Annotated in this window: 19 protein-coding genes and 1 tRNA gene; 8 read left to right on the forward strand and 12 right to left on the reverse strand. The window is 38.4% G+C overall.

Annotated elements, in window-relative coordinates; translation table 11 throughout:
• The first annotated feature begins 2 nt into the window (after positions 1-2).
• Positions 3-494 (forward strand): preQ(1) synthase, encoded by a 492-nt coding sequence (queF, locus tag ACESNQ_RS04425; RefSeq protein WP_373075302.1) that lies wholly within the window; start codon positions 3-5, stop codon positions 492-494.
• Between the two features lie 216 nt (positions 495-710).
• Here the strand turns inward: queF and ACESNQ_RS04430 are convergent, their stop codons facing one another.
• The 7 genes from ACESNQ_RS04430 to ACESNQ_RS04460 form a co-directional block, all read right to left on the reverse strand.
• Positions 711-1,379, reverse strand: a complete 669-nt coding sequence (locus ACESNQ_RS04430) for an MIP/aquaporin family protein (RefSeq protein ID WP_373075304.1) — start codon at positions 1,377-1,379, stop codon at positions 711-713.
• Positions 1,380-1,655: 276 nt separating this feature from the next.
• Entirely contained in the window at positions 1,656-4,229 is a 2,574-nt protein-coding gene (locus ACESNQ_RS04435; protein ID WP_373075306.1) for a hypothetical protein, read from the reverse strand.
• Between the two features lie 290 nt (positions 4,230-4,519).
• On the reverse strand, positions 4,520-6,316 hold the full coding sequence (gene pepF, locus ACESNQ_RS04440) for an oligoendopeptidase F (RefSeq protein WP_373075308.1): 1,797 nt from the start codon (positions 6,314-6,316) through the stop codon (positions 4,520-4,522).
• Between the two features lie 10 nt (positions 6,317-6,326).
• A complete protein-coding gene (locus tag ACESNQ_RS04445) occupies positions 6,327-7,070 on the reverse strand; it encodes a 16S rRNA (uracil(1498)-N(3))-methyltransferase (RefSeq protein ID WP_373075310.1) in 744 nt (247 codons plus the stop codon).
• Position 7,071: 1 nt separating this feature from the next.
• On the reverse strand, positions 7,072-8,022 hold the full coding sequence (prmA, locus tag ACESNQ_RS04450) for a 50S ribosomal protein L11 methyltransferase (RefSeq protein WP_373075312.1): 951 nt from the start codon (positions 8,020-8,022) through the stop codon (positions 7,072-7,074).
• Positions 8,023-8,159: 137 nt separating this feature from the next.
• Positions 8,160-8,588 (reverse strand): NUDIX hydrolase, encoded by a 429-nt coding sequence (locus tag ACESNQ_RS04455; RefSeq protein ID WP_004250760.1) that lies wholly within the window; start codon positions 8,586-8,588, stop codon positions 8,160-8,162.
• 9 nt (positions 8,589-8,597) lie between these two features.
• A complete protein-coding gene (locus tag ACESNQ_RS04460) occupies positions 8,598-9,068 on the reverse strand; it encodes a DUF3013 family protein (RefSeq protein WP_219966991.1) in 471 nt (156 codons plus the stop codon).
• Positions 9,069-9,183: 115 nt separating this feature from the next.
• Between ACESNQ_RS04460 and ACESNQ_RS04465 the strand changes: the two genes are divergently transcribed.
• The 6 genes from ACESNQ_RS04465 (at position 9,184) to ACESNQ_RS04490 (ending at position 14,251) form a co-directional block, all read left to right on the forward strand.
• Positions 9,184-10,455 (forward strand): replication-associated recombination protein A, encoded by a 1,272-nt coding sequence (locus tag ACESNQ_RS04465; protein ID WP_373075570.1) that lies wholly within the window; start codon positions 9,184-9,186, stop codon positions 10,453-10,455.
• Between the two features lie 262 nt (positions 10,456-10,717).
• Positions 10,718-10,790, forward strand: a tRNA-Lys gene (locus ACESNQ_RS04470).
• 95 nt (positions 10,791-10,885) lie between these two features.
• A complete protein-coding gene (locus ACESNQ_RS04475; RefSeq protein ID WP_373075572.1) occupies positions 10,886-11,302 on the forward strand; it encodes a helix-turn-helix domain-containing protein in 417 nt (138 codons plus the stop codon).
• A gap of 218 nt (positions 11,303-11,520) precedes the next feature.
• Positions 11,521-12,036, forward strand: coding sequence for an HdeD family acid-resistance protein (locus ACESNQ_RS04480; RefSeq protein ID WP_003004261.1), 516 nt, complete (start codon positions 11,521-11,523; stop codon positions 12,034-12,036).
• A 693-nt stretch (positions 12,037-12,729) separates the two neighbouring features.
• On the forward strand, positions 12,730-13,557 hold the full coding sequence (locus ACESNQ_RS04485) for an ABC transporter ATP-binding protein (RefSeq protein WP_373075315.1): 828 nt from the start codon (positions 12,730-12,732) through the stop codon (positions 13,555-13,557).
• A 1-nt stretch (position 13,558) separates the two neighbouring features.
• Positions 13,559-14,251 carry an Rv2686c family ABC transporter permease subunit gene (locus ACESNQ_RS04490; RefSeq protein WP_373075317.1) on the forward strand — a complete coding sequence of 231 codons (693 nt, stop codon included), beginning with the start codon at positions 13,559-13,561 and terminating at the stop codon, positions 14,249-14,251.
• Between the two features lie 521 nt (positions 14,252-14,772).
• On the opposite strand, the gene ACESNQ_RS04495 is transcribed toward ACESNQ_RS04490, so the two are convergent.
• The 3 genes from ACESNQ_RS04495 to ACESNQ_RS04505 all read right to left on the reverse strand — a co-directional run bounded on the left by ACESNQ_RS04495 (position 14,773) and on the right by ACESNQ_RS04505 (position 18,466).
• On the reverse strand, positions 14,773-15,861 hold the full coding sequence (locus ACESNQ_RS04495; RefSeq protein ID WP_373075319.1) for an AI-2E family transporter: 1,089 nt from the start codon (positions 15,859-15,861) through the stop codon (positions 14,773-14,775).
• 9 nt (positions 15,862-15,870) lie between these two features.
• Entirely contained in the window at positions 15,871-17,160 is a 1,290-nt protein-coding gene (locus ACESNQ_RS04500) for a DUF308 domain-containing protein (RefSeq protein WP_373075321.1), read from the reverse strand.
• A 646-nt stretch (positions 17,161-17,806) separates the two neighbouring features.
• A complete protein-coding gene (locus tag ACESNQ_RS04505) occupies positions 17,807-18,466 on the reverse strand; it encodes a hypothetical protein (protein ID WP_006150873.1) in 660 nt (219 codons plus the stop codon).
• A gap of 238 nt (positions 18,467-18,704) precedes the next feature.
• Between ACESNQ_RS04505 and ACESNQ_RS04510 the strand changes: the two genes are divergently transcribed.
• The gene (locus ACESNQ_RS04510) at positions 18,705-19,238 is read left to right on the forward strand and encodes a hypothetical protein (RefSeq protein WP_373075323.1); all 534 of its coding nucleotides are present in this window, start codon (positions 18,705-18,707) and stop codon (positions 19,236-19,238) included.
• 60 nt (positions 19,239-19,298) lie between these two features.
• On the opposite strand, the gene ACESNQ_RS04515 is transcribed toward ACESNQ_RS04510, so the two are convergent.
• Positions 19,299-19,967 carry a hypothetical protein gene (locus ACESNQ_RS04515; protein WP_373075325.1) on the reverse strand — a complete coding sequence of 223 codons (669 nt, stop codon included), beginning with the start codon at positions 19,965-19,967 and terminating at the stop codon, positions 19,299-19,301.
• A gap of 163 nt (positions 19,968-20,130) precedes the next feature.
• Entirely contained in the window at positions 20,131-20,664 is a 534-nt protein-coding gene (locus ACESNQ_RS04520) for a thiol-disulfide isomerase (protein ID WP_373075327.1), read from the reverse strand.
• Positions 20,665-20,680 lie beyond the last annotated feature (16 nt).

Consider the following 20,680-nt stretch of genomic DNA (forward strand, 5'->3'; position numbering starts at 1 on the left):
TCATGTCACAACAAGAAGAAATGAAAAACCTCAGCCTCCTGGGCAACAAAGAAACCAACTACATTTTCGAATATCAACCCCAAGTCCTCGAATCCTTTGACAATCGTCATGTGGAAAATGACTATTTCATCAAGTTCAACTGCCCTGAATTTACCTCACTTTGTCCCATCACTGCTCAGCCAGACTTTGCAACTATTTATATTTCCTACATTCCTGACAAGCTCTGTGTCGAGTCAAAATCCCTCAAACTCTACCTTTTTAGCTACCGAAACCATGGAGATTTTCATGAAAACTGTATCAACACTGTCGGGAAAGACTTGGTCAACTTGCTAGACCCTCGCTATTTAGAAGTCTGGGGAAAATTTACACCTCGCGGTGGCATTTCAATCGACCCCTACTACAACTACGGTAGACCTGGAACCAAGTATGAAGGATTGGCAGAACAACGCCTCTTCCAACACGACCTCTATCCAGAGAAAATTGACAACCGCTAAACTCATACTCAATGAAAATCAAAAAGCATACTAGGAAGCTAGACGCAGGCTGCTCAAATCACTGCTTTGAGGTTGTGGATAAGACTGACGAAGTCAGCTCAAAACACTGTTTTGAGGTTGCAGATAGAGCTGACGTGGTTTGAAGAGATTTTCGAAGAGTATAATACGAAAAAGCCCTGTTCCTCAAGATGAGAAGCAAGGCTTTTTAAGTTTCAATTATTCTTCAGTTCCAAGGAAGTTTTTAGCAACAAGGGCTGCAAGAACTCCACCAACGATTGGTGCAAGGATGAAAATCCAAACTTGTTGAAGAGCTGCGCCACCTACCAATACAGCAGGAGCCAAACTACGAGCTGGGTTTACTGAAAGTCCAGTGATGTTCAAGCCAGCTAGAATCAAAGCTGTCAATGACAAACCGATCACCAAACCAGCGATTGCGCCATTTCCTTTGCTTTCTGATGTTACAGTCATGATCACCAAAACAAACAAGAATGTTGCGATTGTTTCAAACAAGAAACCACCAAAGACAGTTACACCATTTGCCAAGGCATTTTCACCAAGACTTGCAGTTGACATACCTGAATTTGCCAAGAGGAAGAACACAGATCCTGATGCTAAGAAAGCACCAACTACTTGTCCAAGGATGTAGTTTACAAGTTCTGAAGATGACAAACGTTTGTTAACAAACATAGCGATAGAAACAGCTGGGTTCAAGTGAGCACCTGAAACAGTTCCGATTGAGAAAGCTGCAACTACGATTGCTAAACCAAAGGCAAGAGCAATTCCAAGGTGTCCAAGACCTTCAACACCATTTCCAAAAACAACAGCTCCTGTTCCGATGAACACAAGCATAAATGTACCGATTAATTCAGCAACAAATTTTTTCATGTTTAGTCTCCTTTTTTTCAAACTATGTATTAGTCTATCAGAAGGAGGAAAGGGTTTCAAGAAATGTGCTTGGAAACATGATTGAAAAATTAATTTCAATTTTTTCTTAAATTGTGAACTATTCGACCTATACATTCTAAAAAGGTGTTGACTTTTATTATTGTTTTAAAATTGTTCTCAAAATCTGTTATAATTGGTAACCTATATTCATTTGTAATTCTTTACAAATACTTTAAATAATATATACTAAGTAACATTATATAACTTTTAATTTGTCTATCTAATCCATTCCCCGTTATAATTCACTTTATAACCATCTGGTGTAGTTGTACTGATTGCTAAGGCACCTGAACCATATGCATAGTACCATTTCCCTGAGACACTAAACCAACCTGTTTGCATTGCTCCCGAAGAATTGAGGTAATACCATAATCCACCTGTTTTTACCCAGCCTGTTTTCATTGCACCTGAAGAATTAAGATAATACCATGAACCGCCTGTTTTTACCCAGCCTGTTTGCATCCATCCTGAACTGTCAAAATAATACCATGTACTGTCGATTAGTTCCCAACCATTAGTTGTATAAGAACCATTGTTGTGTCTGTACCACCAACGACCAGAGGATTGAATCCAACTTCCTTTCGAAGCCGCTTTTTGTTTTAACAATAAATATTGTTTATATGCTTCAGATACTTTCGTGTATTCTTTCTTAACAGCATCTTTTTTAGCTTTTGCATTTTTTAGTTTAACATTTGCATTTTCAAGTGCTTTTTTAGATTCCTCAACCTTTTGTTTAGCTCTAATCAATTGTTTTTTAGCATCGTCGAGTTTTCTTGGAGCATTTTTGAGGTCAATGACATCTTGTTGTGCCTTTGTCAAATACTTTTTAGCATTAGCTAATGACTGTTCCGCATTCTTACTAGCATGAGATTTATTATTCTTGATTGTTTTCAATCGATTTAATTGAGATTCTTGCTTCGAAAGTTCAGATTTAGCAGCATTTAGCATAGTTTGTTGTTTACTAAACTCAGATTTAGCAAATTTTAAAACGTTTAACTTAGATTGATTTTGTTTTGTTAAATCTGCAAGACGCTTTTTATTTTTGTCTAGTTCTTTTTGATCTTTATCTAAAGTCGTTTTAGCAATGGTAAGGTTATTGTTGAAAGACGATATTTTCCCATTTACTATGGTCTCTTCATTCCTTTGTTTTCTGTTAAAATTATCCAGAGCCTCTTTAGCTTTTGTATAATCTGGATTTTTAGGATGTGTGATTTCATTCCAAACATAACGGAAGGTTATTTTAGGTAAGAATTTTACTCGTTTCCCATTAAAGTAAAATTCGCTATAATCTGGATTACTATCTTTATTTTCTGCTCTTGCTAAAAAATAACTACTATACTCTTTAGCTCCAGAAGGAAGTATTCCATAAACATCTTTATTCTCACTAATAAATGTTAACACTCCATAATTGCCATAGCTTGTTCTTTCGCTAGAGGATGCTCCAACAGCCATTCCTGTCCCAGAAGCTGCTAGCAATGGAATTCTATGACCATAGTTACGTCTATGTGCTTCTTTTGGATCTGATGAGCCATATAACGAGGCATTACTATAATCATTAAAGTAAGATAGGACCTCTTTATAAGCAAGTTCTTTTTCACTTAACAGGCTCTTTTCTGGAACCGAACCAGCTGTTGCATTTTCAGTCGCATCCTTAAAACCAAAATCTTGATTTTTCAATTTTGTATCATGTGACAATTTATTATTTGCCACCATTTCATTTGCTCTCGCTCTTGCATATCTCAGAGCTTTGTCAGTCACAGCTGGCACTGGAATATCAATACCATTGATTCTACGCAATTCAATTAAGTATTTACGAACTTCTTCAGAAACCTTTTTATAATCAACCACATGAGGATCGCTGACATAATCTTTAGATGAAACAACGATAGTTTCTGTTCTTTCTCCGCTAAAATTCACATCTTCATTTGCAGCAACATAATATGTCTTCCCATCACTTCCTACAAAAGTTTTTTCCTCAAGTGGCGGAGTCTTGGAATCACTCTCGCTAACAGAATTTGATTGAATCTCGTGAGGGACCGTAACTGTTAAAAACTCATTCCCAGCTGATTTTAAATTCTTTTCAAGAGTAGAACGGTTCTTATTTCCTCTTTCTACAAGTGCTTTTCTTTCTTGTTGTGCTTTTGAGAACTCACTAGTTAAAGAACTCACTTTAGCTTGGTCAGCTTTCACCTTCGCATCCAATTCCCCAGCAGTTTGTTGGACCTCACGTAATGTATTCCAATCAAAAGAATTCTCTGCTACCCTTACTTTGTCTTGTGCCTTTTTTACGTCTGCTGCTCTTTGAGCAACCTGAGTTTTTGCCTTATTAACAACTGTTTGTTGGTTCTCGACACTTGTCTGAGCTTGTTTCTCACCTTGTTTTGCTCCAGCCAAATTTTCTTCGGCTTTCTTGACAGTTACTTGTTTTGCGGCAAGATCCTTTTCTGCATTTTTAATTTTCTCAGGTGTAGCTTGCTTAGCAAATTCTTGAGCTTGTTTCAAAGCGTCATCTGCTTTATTCTTATTTGTTACAGCAGATGCATACTCTTGTTGCGTTTTATCAACAATCTTCTGAGCATTCTTTTCTTCATCAATTGCTTTGTTTAGTTTGACTTCTGCATTTTTTACATCTGATTCTGAAACTTCAACATCCTTTTTGGTCTCTGATTGACTGACAGTAGTTTTATTCGATTGTTTATTTGTAACCTCATCTGCTTGGACATGACCATTAAAAGCAGTTACTATTGCAGTTGCAACTCCCAAACCAATCAGCACTTGTTCCTTTTTCATAAAATTAACCTTTCTTTAAAAACGTTTACATTATTAATTTTAACATATTTACTTATATTTCAAAATAAAACGAGTAACACTTCATCTGTACTCTCTACATAACTTCTTCTCAGGAGAGTATTTAGGAGTACAGACTTCAGCTATTTTTAGGGCGATCTTATTATATAGTATAAATACAAGTACAGAGAATACCAATACTATTCCTGCTTTAATTTTTTTTAATCACCACCAAAAATAAATATCATTCTAAAATCTCAACAATATAATTCTATTGTTGCACTTTTATGATTTTATTCTCCCAACTCTGCACTGTAAGCTATAATCTGATCAACCGTATCAGACAAGAACTGAATCGTATCACGGAGTGGTTTATCTGTTGAGATATCCGCTCCGATAATCATAGCTGACTCAAGCGGTGTCTTGCTACCTCCTGATTTGAGGAGTTTGAGCCAATCTTCAGCTCCAGTTTCTGAATGTTTCAGATGAAGGTAACCCGCTGTCGAGATGACTAGTCCAGCTGAGTAGGTGTAACTATACAAGCCCATATAGTAGTGAGCTTGGCGCATCCAAGTCAGAGCCGCATCGTCGTCGATTTCAATGGCATCTCCCCAGAAATCCGTCAAAACTTCCTTCATAATGCTGTTAAGTTTGCTTGCTCCGAATGTTTCTCCTTCTTCAATCAATATATAAACCTTGCGCTGGAAGGCCGCTTCCAAGAGGTGGGTAATAAAGTTATGGAAATAGGTGTCCGTCAAGCGATGTGCTAGGGCAAAGCGTTTCTGACGAGGGTCGTCAGACTGGTGTTCCAAGTAATCACTGAGAAGTAATTCATTAAAGGTTGAAGGCGCTTCGACATAGTAAGTCGACATGTGGGCGTTGAAAAAGCCCTGGTGGTTGTCTGAAAAGATAAATTGACCAGAATGCCCAATCTCGTGAATCAAGGTATAGACATCGCTCAAACGGCCTGTCCAACTCATGAGGACATAAGGGTGCACGCGATATGGATCCGCCGCATACCCACCAGAATCCTTGCCACTATTGGCAGCGAAGTCAACCCAGCGCTCTTCTTGGTAACGAGCAATTTCTTGACTATATTCCTGACCCAGTGGTGCGACTGATTTCATAACCAAATCGTAGGCATCATCAATGCTAACCTCTGGGTTAAGAACACTGTCCAAATCCAATTTCCAATCAGCAAAGGTCAGCTTTTCAAGACCATTAACCTTAGCCACATGCTTGAGATATCTCTGAGCAACTGGCGCAAAGTCCTTCATGATGAGGTCAATCTGGCGGTCAAACATGGCACGGTCTACTTCTTGCTCAGCTAAAAGATAGTCGAATACTGAATCATAACCTTTCATATCTGCCAACAGTTTCTCAGACTTGACCTGAGCTAGATAGGCTGCCGCAGCTGTGTTTTGGTGCTTACGGAGTCCTTCGGAGAAGGAACGGAATGATTTCTCACGAACCTCAGCGTCCTCGTGATTTTGGTAGAAATTTTCATAGGTCACAAAGCTGTTTTTGTAGGTTTTTCCATGGACTTCAAAGTCAGCCATTTCGAAATCCCCAGCACGCATCTTAGTATAGATATCCTGTGGACTGTAGAAAACTTCACCAAGATTAGTCAAGGCCTTCTCCACATCAGCTCCAAGATAGTGGGCTTTTTTGATTTTCGCCTGACGAATGGTTGCCGTCAATTGTGGCAAGTCACCCAAACGGTCCAAGACTTCCTCATCTGCAGCCACTAAGGCATCATCAAAGAAAGTTAAGGCAACACTTGCTTCTGTCTCAAAGTCCATCCCAGCTTGGGCAATATTAGCAAACTCTTCATTGCTATAATCTGTCGTCTGAGGCATAAAGGCATAATTACCAATATGGCTCATCTGGATATAGATTTGCTCCAATTCTGCAAAGGCCTTTTCAAAATCTTCAAAAGTGTGAAGATTGCCCTTGTAATTTCGGCTAAATTGATTGATGTCTTCACGCGCCTTTTCAATCGCACGCAAGAAGTCCTCACGATCTTGATATAAGGCTGTCAAGTCCCAAAGTTCCTTTTCGGGAAATTCTGAACGGTGTTTTTGTTCCATGTTTTTCCTCTTATTTCTTTAATTCAAGCAAAACACTTATGGCAGATAAGGCATAAAGTGGTGCTGTTTCTGCTCGTAGGATTCGAGGCCCAAGTCCTGCTAGGATTGCTCCTTTGGCTTCAAAACTTTCAATTTCTGCAGGGGATAAACCACCTTCTGGACCAAAGATAAAAAGCAGTTTAGCTCCTTTTTCAAGACCAGCGACAACTTGGATGAGGGCTGCTGATTCTCCTTCTTTGGCTGACTCTTCGTAAGCTACCACGATACGATCAAACTGGTCGAACTGAGCTAAAAAGTTTGCTTTTTTTTCAAAAAGGGTAATGCTAGGGACATGATTCCGCTTGCTTTGCTCGGCTGCTCCAAGGGCAATTTTTTCTAACTTCTCAACCTTTTTGCCCAATTTCTTACCATCCCACTTGGCAACGGACCAGTCCGCGGGGAAGGCCCAAATCTGGCTAGCGCCAAGTTCTGTTACTTTCTGGGTGATCAACTCGAGCTTGTCTCCCTTAGGGAAGCCTGATGCGATGGTCACTTGGACTGGCAGTTCCACATTGTCAGCCAATTCCTCAACCAGCTCCAATTGACGCTCCTCTACATTTATCACGCGCGCCAAGCGCTTAATACCATCATCAAAGACCAAAGTAACCTCATCATTTTCCTTCAGGCGCATGACCTGAAACATGTGCTTGCTAGTTTCCTTGTCCTCAATGGTGACAGGTGAGATTGCACTCCCCTTGACAAAATACTGCTGCATGCTAGCCTCCAATCACACCAGAAATATCCTTGGTCTTCTTGAAGACACAAGCATTCCACTCCCCTTGGATCATGTGGGTTTCAAGGAAAAATCCAGCTGCTTCTGCTGACTCACGCACCATGTTCCACTTGTCCTTAATAATGCCACTCATGATCAGGTAGCCTTCATCCTTGACCAAGCGATAAGCATCATCCGTCAGATGAATGAGGATATCCGCCAAGATGTTGGCCACGATGACGTCTGCATCAATCTCCACGCCTTTAAGCAAATCGCCTGGCGCCACATGGATATTTTCCATGCCAGGATTGAGTTCGATATTCTCCTGAGCAACGCGAACTGCTACATCATCCAAGTCATAGGCGAAGATTTCCTTAGCACCTAGAAGTGAGCTTGCAATAGAAAGAACCCCTGAACCAGTCCCTACATCTATCACTGTTTCCCCACCACGAAGAACCTGCTCCAAGGCAAAAAGGCTCATCTTGGTTGTCGGGTGAGTTCCTGTCCCAAAGGCCATCCCTGGATCTAGCTTGATAATCTTTTCTCCCGCCGTCGCCTCATAGTCCGTCCATGACGGCACGATGGTCAAGTCATGGGTAATGCGAGCTGGTTCATAGTATTTCTTCCAGTTGTCGGCCCAGTCTTCCTCAGCCAAGGCAGTCGTGCCCATCTTGACCTCTCCCAGATCCATAAAATCTGTCAATTCTGCCAAGCGAGCCTGCAAGTCCGCTTCAACCGCTGCCACATCCACCGTTTCAGGATAGTAGGCTGTCACCACGATTTCTTCCTGTTGCTCCACCTCAGGAAAAATCTCACCAAAGCGGTCCACATTACCCACATAGTCCATGCTGTCTTCGATTGCAACCCCTTGGGCGCCTAGCTCAATCAGGAGGTTAGAGACTAGCTCCTCCCCCTCACGCTTAACCGTTACTTTTAACTCTTGCCATGTTTCCATAATTAAGATACCAAGCCCATAAAACACAAAGCCAAAATAGGAAACTCTCTTAAGACACTTATGTTTAAGAGAAGTTTATCTTTTTGGCACAGTGTTTAGGGCGGGTTCAGTTTAGAAATTTAACCGAACCGTCCTTTCTAATCACTTACTTTTAAATAATCTTTTAATCTCTCTTGCAACTGAGGTACAACCTTATCTGAGCCAAGAAATTCATCAATGCTCATCAATTTATAGCCCTGGCCTTCATCTCCAAAGACGATACTGTCAAATTGTTCTTGACTTAACTGACTAACCATAAAGACCGACTGCTTCCTCTCAAAAAGCATACTTGGGTAGACCTTACTCCCAAGCAGGTTATCTTCAGTTAGATGAATCCCTAACTCTTCAAAAACTTCACGCGCTACGCACTCAAAAGGAGTTTCGTCCCCTTCACGACCTCCACCTGGCAACTCCCACATATTGGGCCAAGGAATGCTGGGCTTGTCATCACGCAGAATAGTTAGGACACTATCTCCACAAAGTAAGGCAATCTTGCAGCCTGTGAAATCAGAAATCTCTAGCTCCATGCTAGACTCCTAATATCTCGGATAAGGATAAAATTCTCCCTCTTCCAAGCCTGCTTTCCCTTCTTCAAAGACTTCTTGGTTCCATTCCATGACGAATTCTTCTGCTTCTGGGTCTTCCAAAAAGTCCATGAGAGCATCTAGTCCAACCTCTGCAGTATCTTTGAGAAATAGCGCAAAATAAGCTAAAAATTCACGAGAAAAACCTTTCTTCGGCAGGTAAGGGATGACCGTGAGATAGTCTTCTTCATTAACAGTTGACTTGGCAGGGTTGTAAAAAAGTACCGCTTCTTCAAAAAGGATATCATCTGACGAAACCTCTCCGTCTTCATCTAACATCTCCACCCCTGCAGCATTTTGTGCCTCTAATAGAAAACTCACTTCAACCGCATGATTACGCTTGTCCCAACTAATCTCATAATCAAAAGGAAAGTTCTTGTCCAACTCTTCTTGTAAAACATCTAAAAATCCGTATGTTGCCATTTTGTCCTCTTTCTATACGACTCTTAAATCGCCCCGAATACTCGGAAATATGCTAAAATAGATACTACCATATTACCACATTCGTATCAGAAAATCCATGTTAGAAAGGACTGCTATGCCAGACAATCTCGCGCTTCGTATGCGCCCCAAAACCATCGACCAGGTCATCGGTCAGGAGCATCTGGTAGGACCAGGAAAAATCATCCGTCGCATGGTGGAAGCCAATCGCCTATCCTCTATGATCCTCTACGGACCTCCAGGCATCGGAAAAACCAGTATCGCTTCAGCCATCGCTGGAACGACTAAGTATGCTTTTCGGACCTTCAATGCCACTGTTGATAGTAAAAAACGTCTCCAAGAAATCGCTGAGGAAGCTAAATTCTCAGGTGGCCTTGTACTGCTACTAGACGAGATTCATCGCCTTGACAAGACTAAACAAGACTTTCTCCTTCCTCTCTTGGAAAGCGGTCTAGTCATCATGATCGGGGCGACAACTGAAAATCCTTTCTTTTCTGTCACTCCAGCCATCCGCAGTCGTGTTCAGATTTTTGAGTTGGAACCCTTGTCTAACCAAGATGTTAAAGAAGCCATTCAAATCGCCCTGACTGACCCTGAACGAGGTTTTGATTTCCCAGTTAAGTTAGATGATGACGCCCTTGATTTTATCGCAACATCTACCAATGGAGACCTCCGGTCTGCCTTTAATTCGCTTGATTTGGCAGTTCTCTCCACCCCAGAAAATGATGCCGGTGTCCGTCACATCACGCTCGACATCATGGAAAATAGTCTTCAGAGAAGCTACATCACTATGGACAAGGATGGAGACGGACACTATGATGTTCTATCTGCCCTGCAAAAATCCATCCGTGGATCCGATGTCGATGCTAGTCTCCACTATGCTGCTCGCTTGATAGACGCAGGTGACCTTCCTAGCCTAGCTCGTCGTTTGACTGTGATTGCTTATGAAGATATTGGCTTAGCCAATCCCGAAGCTCAGATTCATACCGTAACTGCTTTGGATGCTGCGCAAAGAATCGGCTTTCCCGAAGCTCGTATTCTCATTGCCAATGTCGTCATTGATCTGGCACTTTCACCTAAGTCTAACTCAGCCTACGTGGCTATAGATAAGGCCTTATCTGACCTTAAAACATCGGGTCATCTGCCAATTCCACGTCACTTGCGAGATGGACATTATAGCGGCAGCAAGGAACTAGGTAACGCCCAAAATTATCTCTATCCACATAATTATCCTGGTCACTGGGTCAAGCAAGAATACCTACCAGAAAAAATTCGTGACCATCACTACTTTTCTCCAGAAGATAGTGGAAAATACGAACGGGCCCTGGCTCAACGCAAGGAAACCATTGATAAATTACGAAATTTATGAAATCCTTTTCAAAAATTTTAATTTTCCCTTGATTTTTTTTGAAAAAGTGGTATCATATAATCATAGAAACGCTGTGGTGTACGACTTCACATTTAAGTGTTGACCGACTATTTTTTGTATTATTAGGGAAACAAAAGTCTTCTAACAGCATGTAGGCCGTCTCACACGGAAACAGCTTCAGTTAGAGCGAGTTGCCCACCTGCTTAATTGCGCGGGTTCAATACAAACCGTGAAGTTTCGGCACCAATACAGCTTTTTATTTGCCTCCTTAGCTCAGTTGGTAGAGCAGTAGACTCTTAATCTATGGGTCACAGGTTCGAGCCCTGTAGGGGGCATCTAAATCAACAGGAAAAAGCCTTGATTTATAAGGCTTTTTTGCTTGTCTATAACTGATTTGCCCCATCATTTGCCCCACATTTTTTTATGAGCAATCTTTCCAAACATCTCTGATTACGAAAAACAAAAAAGCTATCCTACCTTTGCAAATTTGGATAAGATAGCGGAATATTTTAATGCAACTCCAACCCAACTCTTTGGAACGAGTAAAGAGATTGAGTTAGAAAAGAGTGTTCTTGAATCTAATGAATACTCTGATAAAGTAAGTGAAATCTTAAAAGCTGTCAAATACATCGAGCATTTCCTACATACTGATGGACAGTACTTAGAGGATTTACTTTACCTAACAAGAGGCAACCAACTATACACAGAAGATGGAGATGAGTTGTATATTGATCCAACTTCTCAGAAAAGAACACTTCATAACCAATATGAACCTGGTTTTATTGAAGCAAGGGATAAATCTCCACTAGAACTCTTAATTGAAAATAAGGAATTGTTTGATAAATAGAAAAAGCGAGGATAACCTCGCTTCAGATTGAAGTTAAAATCTTTAGAAGACACTTTTATAAGGACTTTGTCTTCAATCTGTGAAAAGGAGTGAAAACTCCTTTTCTTTTTGTAAGTCAGACTGAAACTTCCAAATTGTTTATTTATTTTATTGACATTTTCTATAAAAATAAGTATAATAGTTTTATTAGCAAACTATACTATATAGGGGGTATTGAAATGAAATTTTCTAATCGTTTACTGCTATTCCTTGCAGGAGTTGTTTTTGTCCTTTTAGGACTTTTCCTATTTACAAACCCAGTAGCTAATCTTGTTGCTTACAGCTGGTGGATTTCATTTGGTTTACTGGTTTCTTCTATAGCAGCTATTTTAGGCTATTTCTCTGCACCAAAAGAGCTTCGCTCACCTGTTTATCTTTTCCAAGGATTTGTTAGTCTTCTCTTAGCTCTTTACCTCGTTGCTTATGGCTTTGTGACCCTGCCGGTCGTCATTCCGACCATTGTAGGAATTTGGTTAATTGTAGAAGCCATTATTGCTTTCTTTAAAGGCAATCGTCTAAGATTGATTTTCCCTATTATTGGTAGCAATATCATGTGGGTAGCCTTGCTTGAATTTTTACTAGGTCTAGTGATTCTGTTCAATCCAGTGGCTACAGGTGTCTTTGTCGTTTATGTCATTGCCTTTTCATTTTTAGTTACTGGCTTCACCTACATTATTGAGGCCTTTCGTAAATAGTCTAGTTGCTATTTCTATCGCATTCAAAAAAGCTGGGAAATCATATTCTCAGCTTTTTCGTCTCTTTAATTATCACTTTTTCGCATTCCATTCTACGTAGAAATTTGTTTTTCCATTTTATTCTCCAATTTGATCTCGCACTGACATTTATTTATAACAAAACTATATATCTAGAATAGCATAATCATTAGGTATTATAGGTTTTCAAACAAAATACGAGTCATTCGTTTTTGCCCCGCTTTTGCCCCATTTTTAAATCCTGACATTGAAAATACCTAAAAGTATTTCCCTAAAATCAGCTATATTTCAACATTTTTGTTTATTTTCAATATGAAAAGTTCTTACAAATCCATGTAGGGGGCATCTAAACAACAGGAAAAAGCCTTGAAATCAAGGCTTTTTTGTTTATTTAAAACAAGTGGATTTGTACTACCTCTTCTGTATAAACTAGAAAATATACCTATACTTTCATTCAGAGATTATAATACGATAATTTAAAAAACTATCTGCGAGTAAACTACATTTTAAAAATTAGCTAACTAAAGAATAGGTCTTGCTTTATCTTTTAAATCTTAGTATTATAGATTTAAAACTTTAGGAATAAGCCTATGAATTGGTAAATAAAATTCCTGTATTCCAATTTATCGTGATGCTAACAAGTCACGTAATAATTTTCTAAAAGAAAGATATAAAATGAACGATAGTATCTTAATTTCAAATCTTACCAAAAAATTTAAAGACAAAACAGCACTCAAGGAAATCAGTCTCTCAATAAGTAGTGGAAAAATATTTGGTTTTTTAGGACCATCTGGTGCTGGCAAAACTACGACAATCAATATTTTAACCGGTCAGTTGCCACCTGATGGAGGAGAGGTTAAAATCTTAGGAAAAGATTGCACCCAATTAACCTCTGACGACTTTTTAAAATTGGGAATTATGAGTGATAATGTGGGTTTCTATGATAGACTGTCTCTGTACGATAATCTTTTATTTTTTGCTAAATTCCACAATGTAGAAATATCATATCTAGATCATTTATTAAAGCGATTGAAGTTATATGATGATCGATTTAATAAAGCAGAGAAGTTATCAACTGGAATGAAACAACGAATGTTGTTAATTCGGGCGATTCTACATTCACCAAAAGTAATTTTTTTAGATGAACCAACTTCTGGAATGGATCCAACCCTATCTCAAATCGTTCATGAACTACTACTTGAAATTAAAAACTCTGGGGCAACTATTTTTTTAACAACTCATAACATGGATGAAGCGACCAAGTTATGTGATTCAATCGCTTTACTTCATGAAGGAAAAATCGTCGAACAAGGTTCGCCTCGGGAGATTATTGATAAGTACAGTCAAACTGATAAGGTTAAAATAAGCTATTTTGATGGAAGAGAGATTATTGTTCCTAAAGAGGAGGCTTATAAATATCTAGGAGAGAACACTAAAACGATTAATACTCTGGAAACAAGCCTTGAGAGTATCTTTATTCAATTAACAGGAGACAAATTATAATATGCTTAAACGATTTTTTAGTTTATTATGGTTACGGTATAGATACCTTCTTCATAACAAAATCATTCTATTTGTTTGTGTGTTCACACCAATAGTCGACTTCTCACTTTTAAACTTTGTGCCAGATGTTCGTGGTTCAATCTTTTTAATGAATATGGCGATTATTACCATCTATAGTCTGACCGCTGGAACCTTTACTACACTAATTATCAGTGAAGAAAAAGATAAAAAGAATTTAAGAACGTTGATTTTAACAGGAGTCAAAACTCCAGAGTATATTTTTTCTACAATCTTATTTCCATTTCTATTTTCAATTATAGGTGTTTGGGTGATGCCTATTACTTTTGGTATCTCAATACCTAATCTTGCCCTATATTCAGTAGTAACCTTCCTTACGATACTTTGTTTTATATTGGTCAACTTTGCTATAGCTTTGTTCTGTAAAAATCAAACACAAGCCTCTGCCGTGAGTCTAATATTCTATCTTGTCATTATGACTCTCCCTATGTTTTCGAGCATAAATAAATTTGCTAAATTATTAACAGATTTTTCTCTATTAGGAGCGCATAATCAATATTTTAATGATATCTCTGCCTTCAGTCTTTATAATATACAAATTTTAACATTGTTACTTTGGATCATGTTAATGTCCGCACTTGTATATACGGGATTCGTCTGGAATAGGAAACATTGAAATGATGTAACCAATCGATAGGGCATAGTTTACTGATAAAATAGTTTTTGCCCCATTTTGAAATAATTGCATTTAAATTCTCTTTAATTATCATCCGAAAATCACTTATATTTCAACTATTTTATTTATTTTCAATATGAAAATTCCTCCCAAATTCATGCAGGGGCATCTAAATCAACAGGAAAAAGCCTTGAAATCAAGGCTTTTTTTGCTGTCCAATAGCTTTTTATAGCAAATCATTATAAAGGTTTTATAACCTTATCCAACTTATCATTTATTCTCAATCAATTGCTAGTAGTGTTTGATAAGGCCAACTGTTTTTTACAATAGAGAGCTAGTCTATAATTAACTAAACTATACTAATTTGTGCCCATATTACATGGCCAGTCCGCATAGAAACTAAAATGGGCTATTATGAATTCATAAATTTTCGCAACATAACAAAAGCAATTCATTTAGAAATAAAAGAGAAGAGAATCTTTCACTCTCTTCTTAGTTTGTCTTATTAGATTCAGTCTTTCTCAATCTACCTGATTTTCCTTTGCAACGACAAATTCTTTAACCAATCGATAGATAACAGCAAATATGGGTGTAAAGAATATCATTCCAAGTAAGCCAAATAGATTTCCTCCAATACTAGCTGCTGCAAGTGTGAAGAGAGCTGGTAAGCCGATAGATTGACCCACAACTTTGGGATAGATAAGGTTTCCCTCAATCAGCTGTATAATTTGATAAAGAAGGATAGACAGTAAAGCTTGACTTGGACTGACTGTAAAGATAAAAATCGCTCCTAGCACACAAGCAATCATAGGACCAACATAAGGAATGAAAGACAGCACTCCTGCAAAGATACCTGTCATTACCCCATAAGGTAGTCCAAATAGGCTATAGCCAACCGCTACCATAACTCCTATGATGACTGCTTCAATTAGCTGACTCATCAAAAACTGATCATAAGTTTCTAGTCCTATTTGTCCGATGTAAGCCAACTTTGTCACTACCTTCTCTGAAAGTAAGACTTTCAGAAGTCGGCTCGTCATCGCTGCCAAATGTTCCTTACTGGATAAAAATAAAAAGGTGAAGACTATAATCAAAAAGGCATTCATCAAACTTGAAAAAATATTGCCGATATTACTAGTCAGACCCGATAAGAAACCTATCAAGGCTTGGCTAATAGAACTAGACTGTCCCTGTATGCCTGATACAATAGTTGACAACATGTCTTTGGTTACAAATTCCGAGCCGTCTAGCAATTTCCCAAGTTGAGTCAGGACTGTTGAAAGGACTGTTCCCAGCTGACTAATAGTCTGAGCTAGGGTTGGTAGCACCAAAACCAAAAGACCTATCACGATTAAGATAAGAGCTAGGAAAACAAGTACCATGGCAATCGGACGACGCAACTCTGCCTTTACCTTCAATTTAACTAAGTACTGTTCAATTTTTTTCATAGGAACATTAAGCACAAAAGCAATAACAGCACCATAAATCAAGGTTGATGTTACATCAAAGAGAGAGATTGCTCCTGATATAAAGCTCGATGCATTCAGAATTACAAGAGCAACCAGCCCTATAAAAAGGATTAACGGGGTATATTTTTTAACTAAGTTCATAAATTCTCCTTAATAAACATGTTTAGATACGACTATACTATTTGGTTTTTCAAACTCTCGATCAAGGTAGGCTTGGTAAGTTCCTGGTGCGATAAATCCTTTTGGTGAGAGGATATCTGTTCCAGCTTGACCGACTATGGTATCAGCCAAGAGCACACAGTTTGTGGACAAGACAAAGTAGGATTTAAACTTAGATTTGATAAATTTATAAAGTTCCCCATCCGTCTCATGTCTGATTTTATAAGCGTAGGTGTAGTCTTCCTTACCATCTTCCGTTTTAATTTTATCTGCGCTTGGCTCCCAAGGAATCGTTAGTTGTTTTAATTCAGCTAATTTTTCCTGAACCGCTTCTTCCATTTCCGGTGTCAAATCTATTCCGTAACCAAATAGCGTTTTTTGACTCTCCCGTTTACATAAGTCAATGTACTTATCACGGTCACAGAAATATAAGACACCATCTCCTACCATACCAAATAAGGTCTCAGATGACGGATCATAGTTGCCATAAGAAATAACACGGCCCTGATAGCAGATATCCACATGACCAATAGCTGAAAACAGGGAGGTCTCAGCTGTATGAACAAAAATTTCTAGCTCTGCTGTCTTACCAGACTTCACTATTCCAAGATGGATATCTTCTTCCTCATCAGCATTTTCCAGCATAAATTTGTTAATTTTTGCTAAAGTACTTGCAGGGATGAGAGCGGCTAGGGCAATAGGTAAGCTCATTCTGACACGACGTTTGAGATGGTTTTTCCCAATTTCCTTTTCAAATAAGAAACCGTCACGGATATTGGACACACCATAAAGGCAAAAATAAGCCCCTAAAACAAAGAGTTGAAAGACAGAATTTCCCGTAGAGGACAAAAGACTAGTCCCACCAAGAAAAACTAGTACGAGACCATCTAGTAAGAAACGAAAACGAGGTCGAATTTTGTTTTTGCGGTAGAGAACATAGGTGACAAGGTTGATACTAGCATGAAAAATCTGATAAATTCCAATCACAAGAGCCAAAATATAAATTGGCACATCAGTAGCAAGATTCGAGCCTAGCAAATATCCCATCACTAACAATTTAACCAGTGCAACTCCCAAGGTGTCCGTTGACTGACTTTTTTTGAAAATACGTAATACTAAATCTAAGACCGTTGCTATCCAAGCTAAAAACAGAACCAGTCGAATAACCGTCACTGGCAACCAAGTTCCCGTGACCATCAAGATAAGACCTAGCAGAACAAACAAGAAACCCTGAACAAGTAATTTCTTACCTGTCAGACCTAAAGAAAGAATTTTTTCCATAAAAGACCTTTCAAAAATAATAATTAAGCCCTTTGATCAAATTGACTGGTAAATAGCTGACGGCACAAACAGCCTGTGCCAGCAAGACATGGCGACTGACTGTAGCAATGTCACCATCTTGTCTTTTGCACTTCTGAAATTTGTTTTATTGAGTCGAAATCAGAGCTTTTAAAAACTAGCTAAACTTGAAAGCTAACCATAATTGCTAGATAAAAAAGGTGCAACCAATCCTTCTTGTAAAGGTAGGAAAGAATTATATCCATTCCATTAATTATTTATATATTACCTATTGTGACACAATACTCACTATAATTCAACTTTTTACCTATTTAAAACCATAAAGCCTACATAACTCTTTGAAGAGAACAAAAATCTGAATGTAATAAGATAGTACCCATTACCCATATTATAATTAGATTATGAATTGAAGCTTTTTGGAACTAAAATTAGGAATAATTGAGAAAGTAGGGAGGGAAATTTTGCTTTTACCCCATTTTGAAATAATTTCATTTTAGATTTTTCTAAGTTTCTTTCAAAGAGCCTGCAGGGGGCATCTAAACAACAGGAAAAAGCCTTGATTTACAAGGCTTTTTTGTTTTTCTAAAAGATTTTCTCTAGATATTTAGCAGAATCCCAAGATAGTTTCTCAATGTTCCACTTCTTCCTTAAATCGTACTTTTCCTTGGCTGTATAATCTCATAATCTTCACAAAGCGAACTGGATTGTTTTGGTTATACAAAAGAAATACTGAAAAGAATAACAAGCCAGCAAACCACAAACCATAGCCTTCATCACCAATCGGTTGGCCAAATTTTAGAGGAAGAATCAAGAAATACAAAAAGTAATAGATAGACACTATATTTACTACAAAGCGGGCAAATCGATAAGGTAAAGCAGACAGTTGTCTAGGATCAAACTGGTTTTTTACAAACAAATTATGAGATGCTGCAAAGAAAAAGACTTTCTCTGTCGTTGGCTGGGCCTTTCGAACATTTTTATAAAGTGCTCGTTCAAGTATAGCAACCAACAAGGAAAACTGCATCAACCAAAATAGAAGAATACAGGCTAGACTGAACCAGTTATAGACACCAATAAACTTGAGGGAAAAGAAGCCCGAAATTGCAGGTCCACCTGCTAGTAAGAGAATTACCAATTCAGGAATAAAAGAATTCGTTTCACCAGCTTTTTCAGTATTGAGCAACTTACTCTTTGGAGCAGCTAAAGCCTCTCCTGTCTTTTGGTCATAATAAACAGCCTGACCATTGCATTCGCCGATAAAGACACGACGGCGTCCGAGAAAAAACATATTGACCTCTTTCTATTTATGAAAACAAGTCTTCAAATTTTGGAATTTTATTATCCTAGTATACCATAAACCAACTTGCTAGGTCATAAGATAGCTAAGAGCCACATCTTGCTAAAAGGTTGACAGAACTTCGCTCCATAGGATATGATGGGAATACCTAAAATTTTAACTCTGCATGATCTTTACGACTTCTACTGAAAAAGCGTTGGTGAGTTCAATTCTATATTTGGAGGTTTCTATGAAAATCTATTATTCAAAATTTGTCGGTGTCGGCTATCTAGTCTTTGCGGTAGGTATATTCTTTCAATTTTTCTTTTTTCTCGCGCATGGATTGATCGACTTTTCTCAGCTCAGTCTTCTCACTGTGGTACCAACCATCCTCTTTTTCACTGCTATCTATTCAACGATTGCAGGTATCAAAAGACTTTCTAGTCGTAGGCTCTCCTTTGAATTCACCTTTGAAGGTATTTATGTCTATCCTGGGCTCTTCTTTTCCAAGGAAATCTTCATCCCAAAAGAAGAATTGTTGCGAGCATCGTATGTCGAAGTGGATGTCAGTGACCCCGACCATGTCAACAGCAAGGCTTGCTATTTAGACTTCGATCTGAGAGAGGTGACCCAGCTAGAAGATATTTCTAAGTCAAACGTCATCATCGATACAAGTGTTCTGATATTGCGGCTCGCCCTTAGCCTCTGTAGATTTAGAGAGGAAGAAAAAGCCGAGTTGGCGACCTATCTAAAAGAAAACTACGGAATTGATTTCTTATATTAGAAAGCAATAAAAAAAAGCCCTGTTGTAGGGCTTTTTGTGTTGTTAGCGATTTAGCACATGCTACGCTCCGCTTTCATCCTGTTCTTTCTTAAATCGCACTTTCCCTTGGCTATATAATCTCATAATCTTCACAAAGCGAACTGGATTGTTTTGGTTATACACTAACACGAGTGCAAAGAGTAATAATCCAGCTATCCAAAATTCATAACCTAATTCAATTTCCTGACCAAATTTTTGAGTATAGCTATAAAAAACATATAACAAGTAGATATTAGTGGCAACTATTAGAAAACGAACAATTCGGAAGATTTTAGTCGACAGCTTAGCCGGATCAAAGTTTTCTTCCCCCACCATCAGGTTATGAGAAGCCACATAGTAAAAGATCTTTTCTGTCGTCGGCTGGGCCTTGCGTACATTTTTATATAGAGCTCGTTCGAGTAAAGCAACCATAAACAAAAACTCAGCCAACCAAAATAATAGGATAAAGGTCAAACTGGTCCAGTTATAGACCCCGATACTCATAGCTGCAAGGAACCCAAAGCCACCCGTTCCACCAGCCATGAAGAAAATCACCAATTCAGGAATATAGGCGTTGGTCTTCCGAGCCCCTTCAGTATTGAGTAGGACACTCTTGGGAGCGGCTAAAGCCTCTCTCGTCTTTTGGTCATAATAGACCGCTTGACCATCACATTCGCCGATAAAGACACGACGGCGTCTAAGAAAAAACATATTGACCTCTTTCTATTTCCTTTGTTATATTTACTTCTTAACTCGACTATTTCTGTACCGTTCAACTGACTTCAGCCATCGGATCAACCAGACAATGTGTTTTCGATTTCCACGCGCAACATCTGTATTAAGAGCTTACTTTTAGCAGTACCTATATCTATACTTAGGCATATAAGATCCGATACATATTTTCCATGAAGCCATCAATCTCTCCTCGAACAATTTTCAACAAACGATCTTCTTCGGATTGCGAGATAGAGACTCCTTCTCTTTTTCCACTGTCGTTATCCTGAGAATAGTTAGAATAAATTAAATTAAGGTCTTTATCTAACACGAAAGCTACATATGTTTGTTTTTCATTAACTTGTGTAATGAAAAATAACTGAAAATCTTTTGTATCTTTCTGAGGAGGGCTGATTTTCAAATGTACTTCTCCTTCTATTTCAAGTGGATAAATGACTCCGTCTAGACGAATGGCACCATCAGATGGAATGATGTATCCCGCTTTACGTATTTGAGATGCGTACTTTTCCGACGTCATTAAATAATGAAGAACTGCGATTCTATCCTGTTTTTCAAAAGCTGTTTTTAGAGTACTGGATTCTTGAGAATTCTTATAAGCGAGATACAAAGGAATAACTAATAAGATAAAAGATACTATTATCAACCACTTAAACTGTTTCATTTTATCTAACATTACTCTTACCACCTCT

It is taken from the genome of Streptococcus infantis, from assembly GCF_964243025.1.
Lineage (GTDB): Bacteria > Bacillota > Bacilli > Lactobacillales > Streptococcaceae > Streptococcus > Streptococcus infantis_N.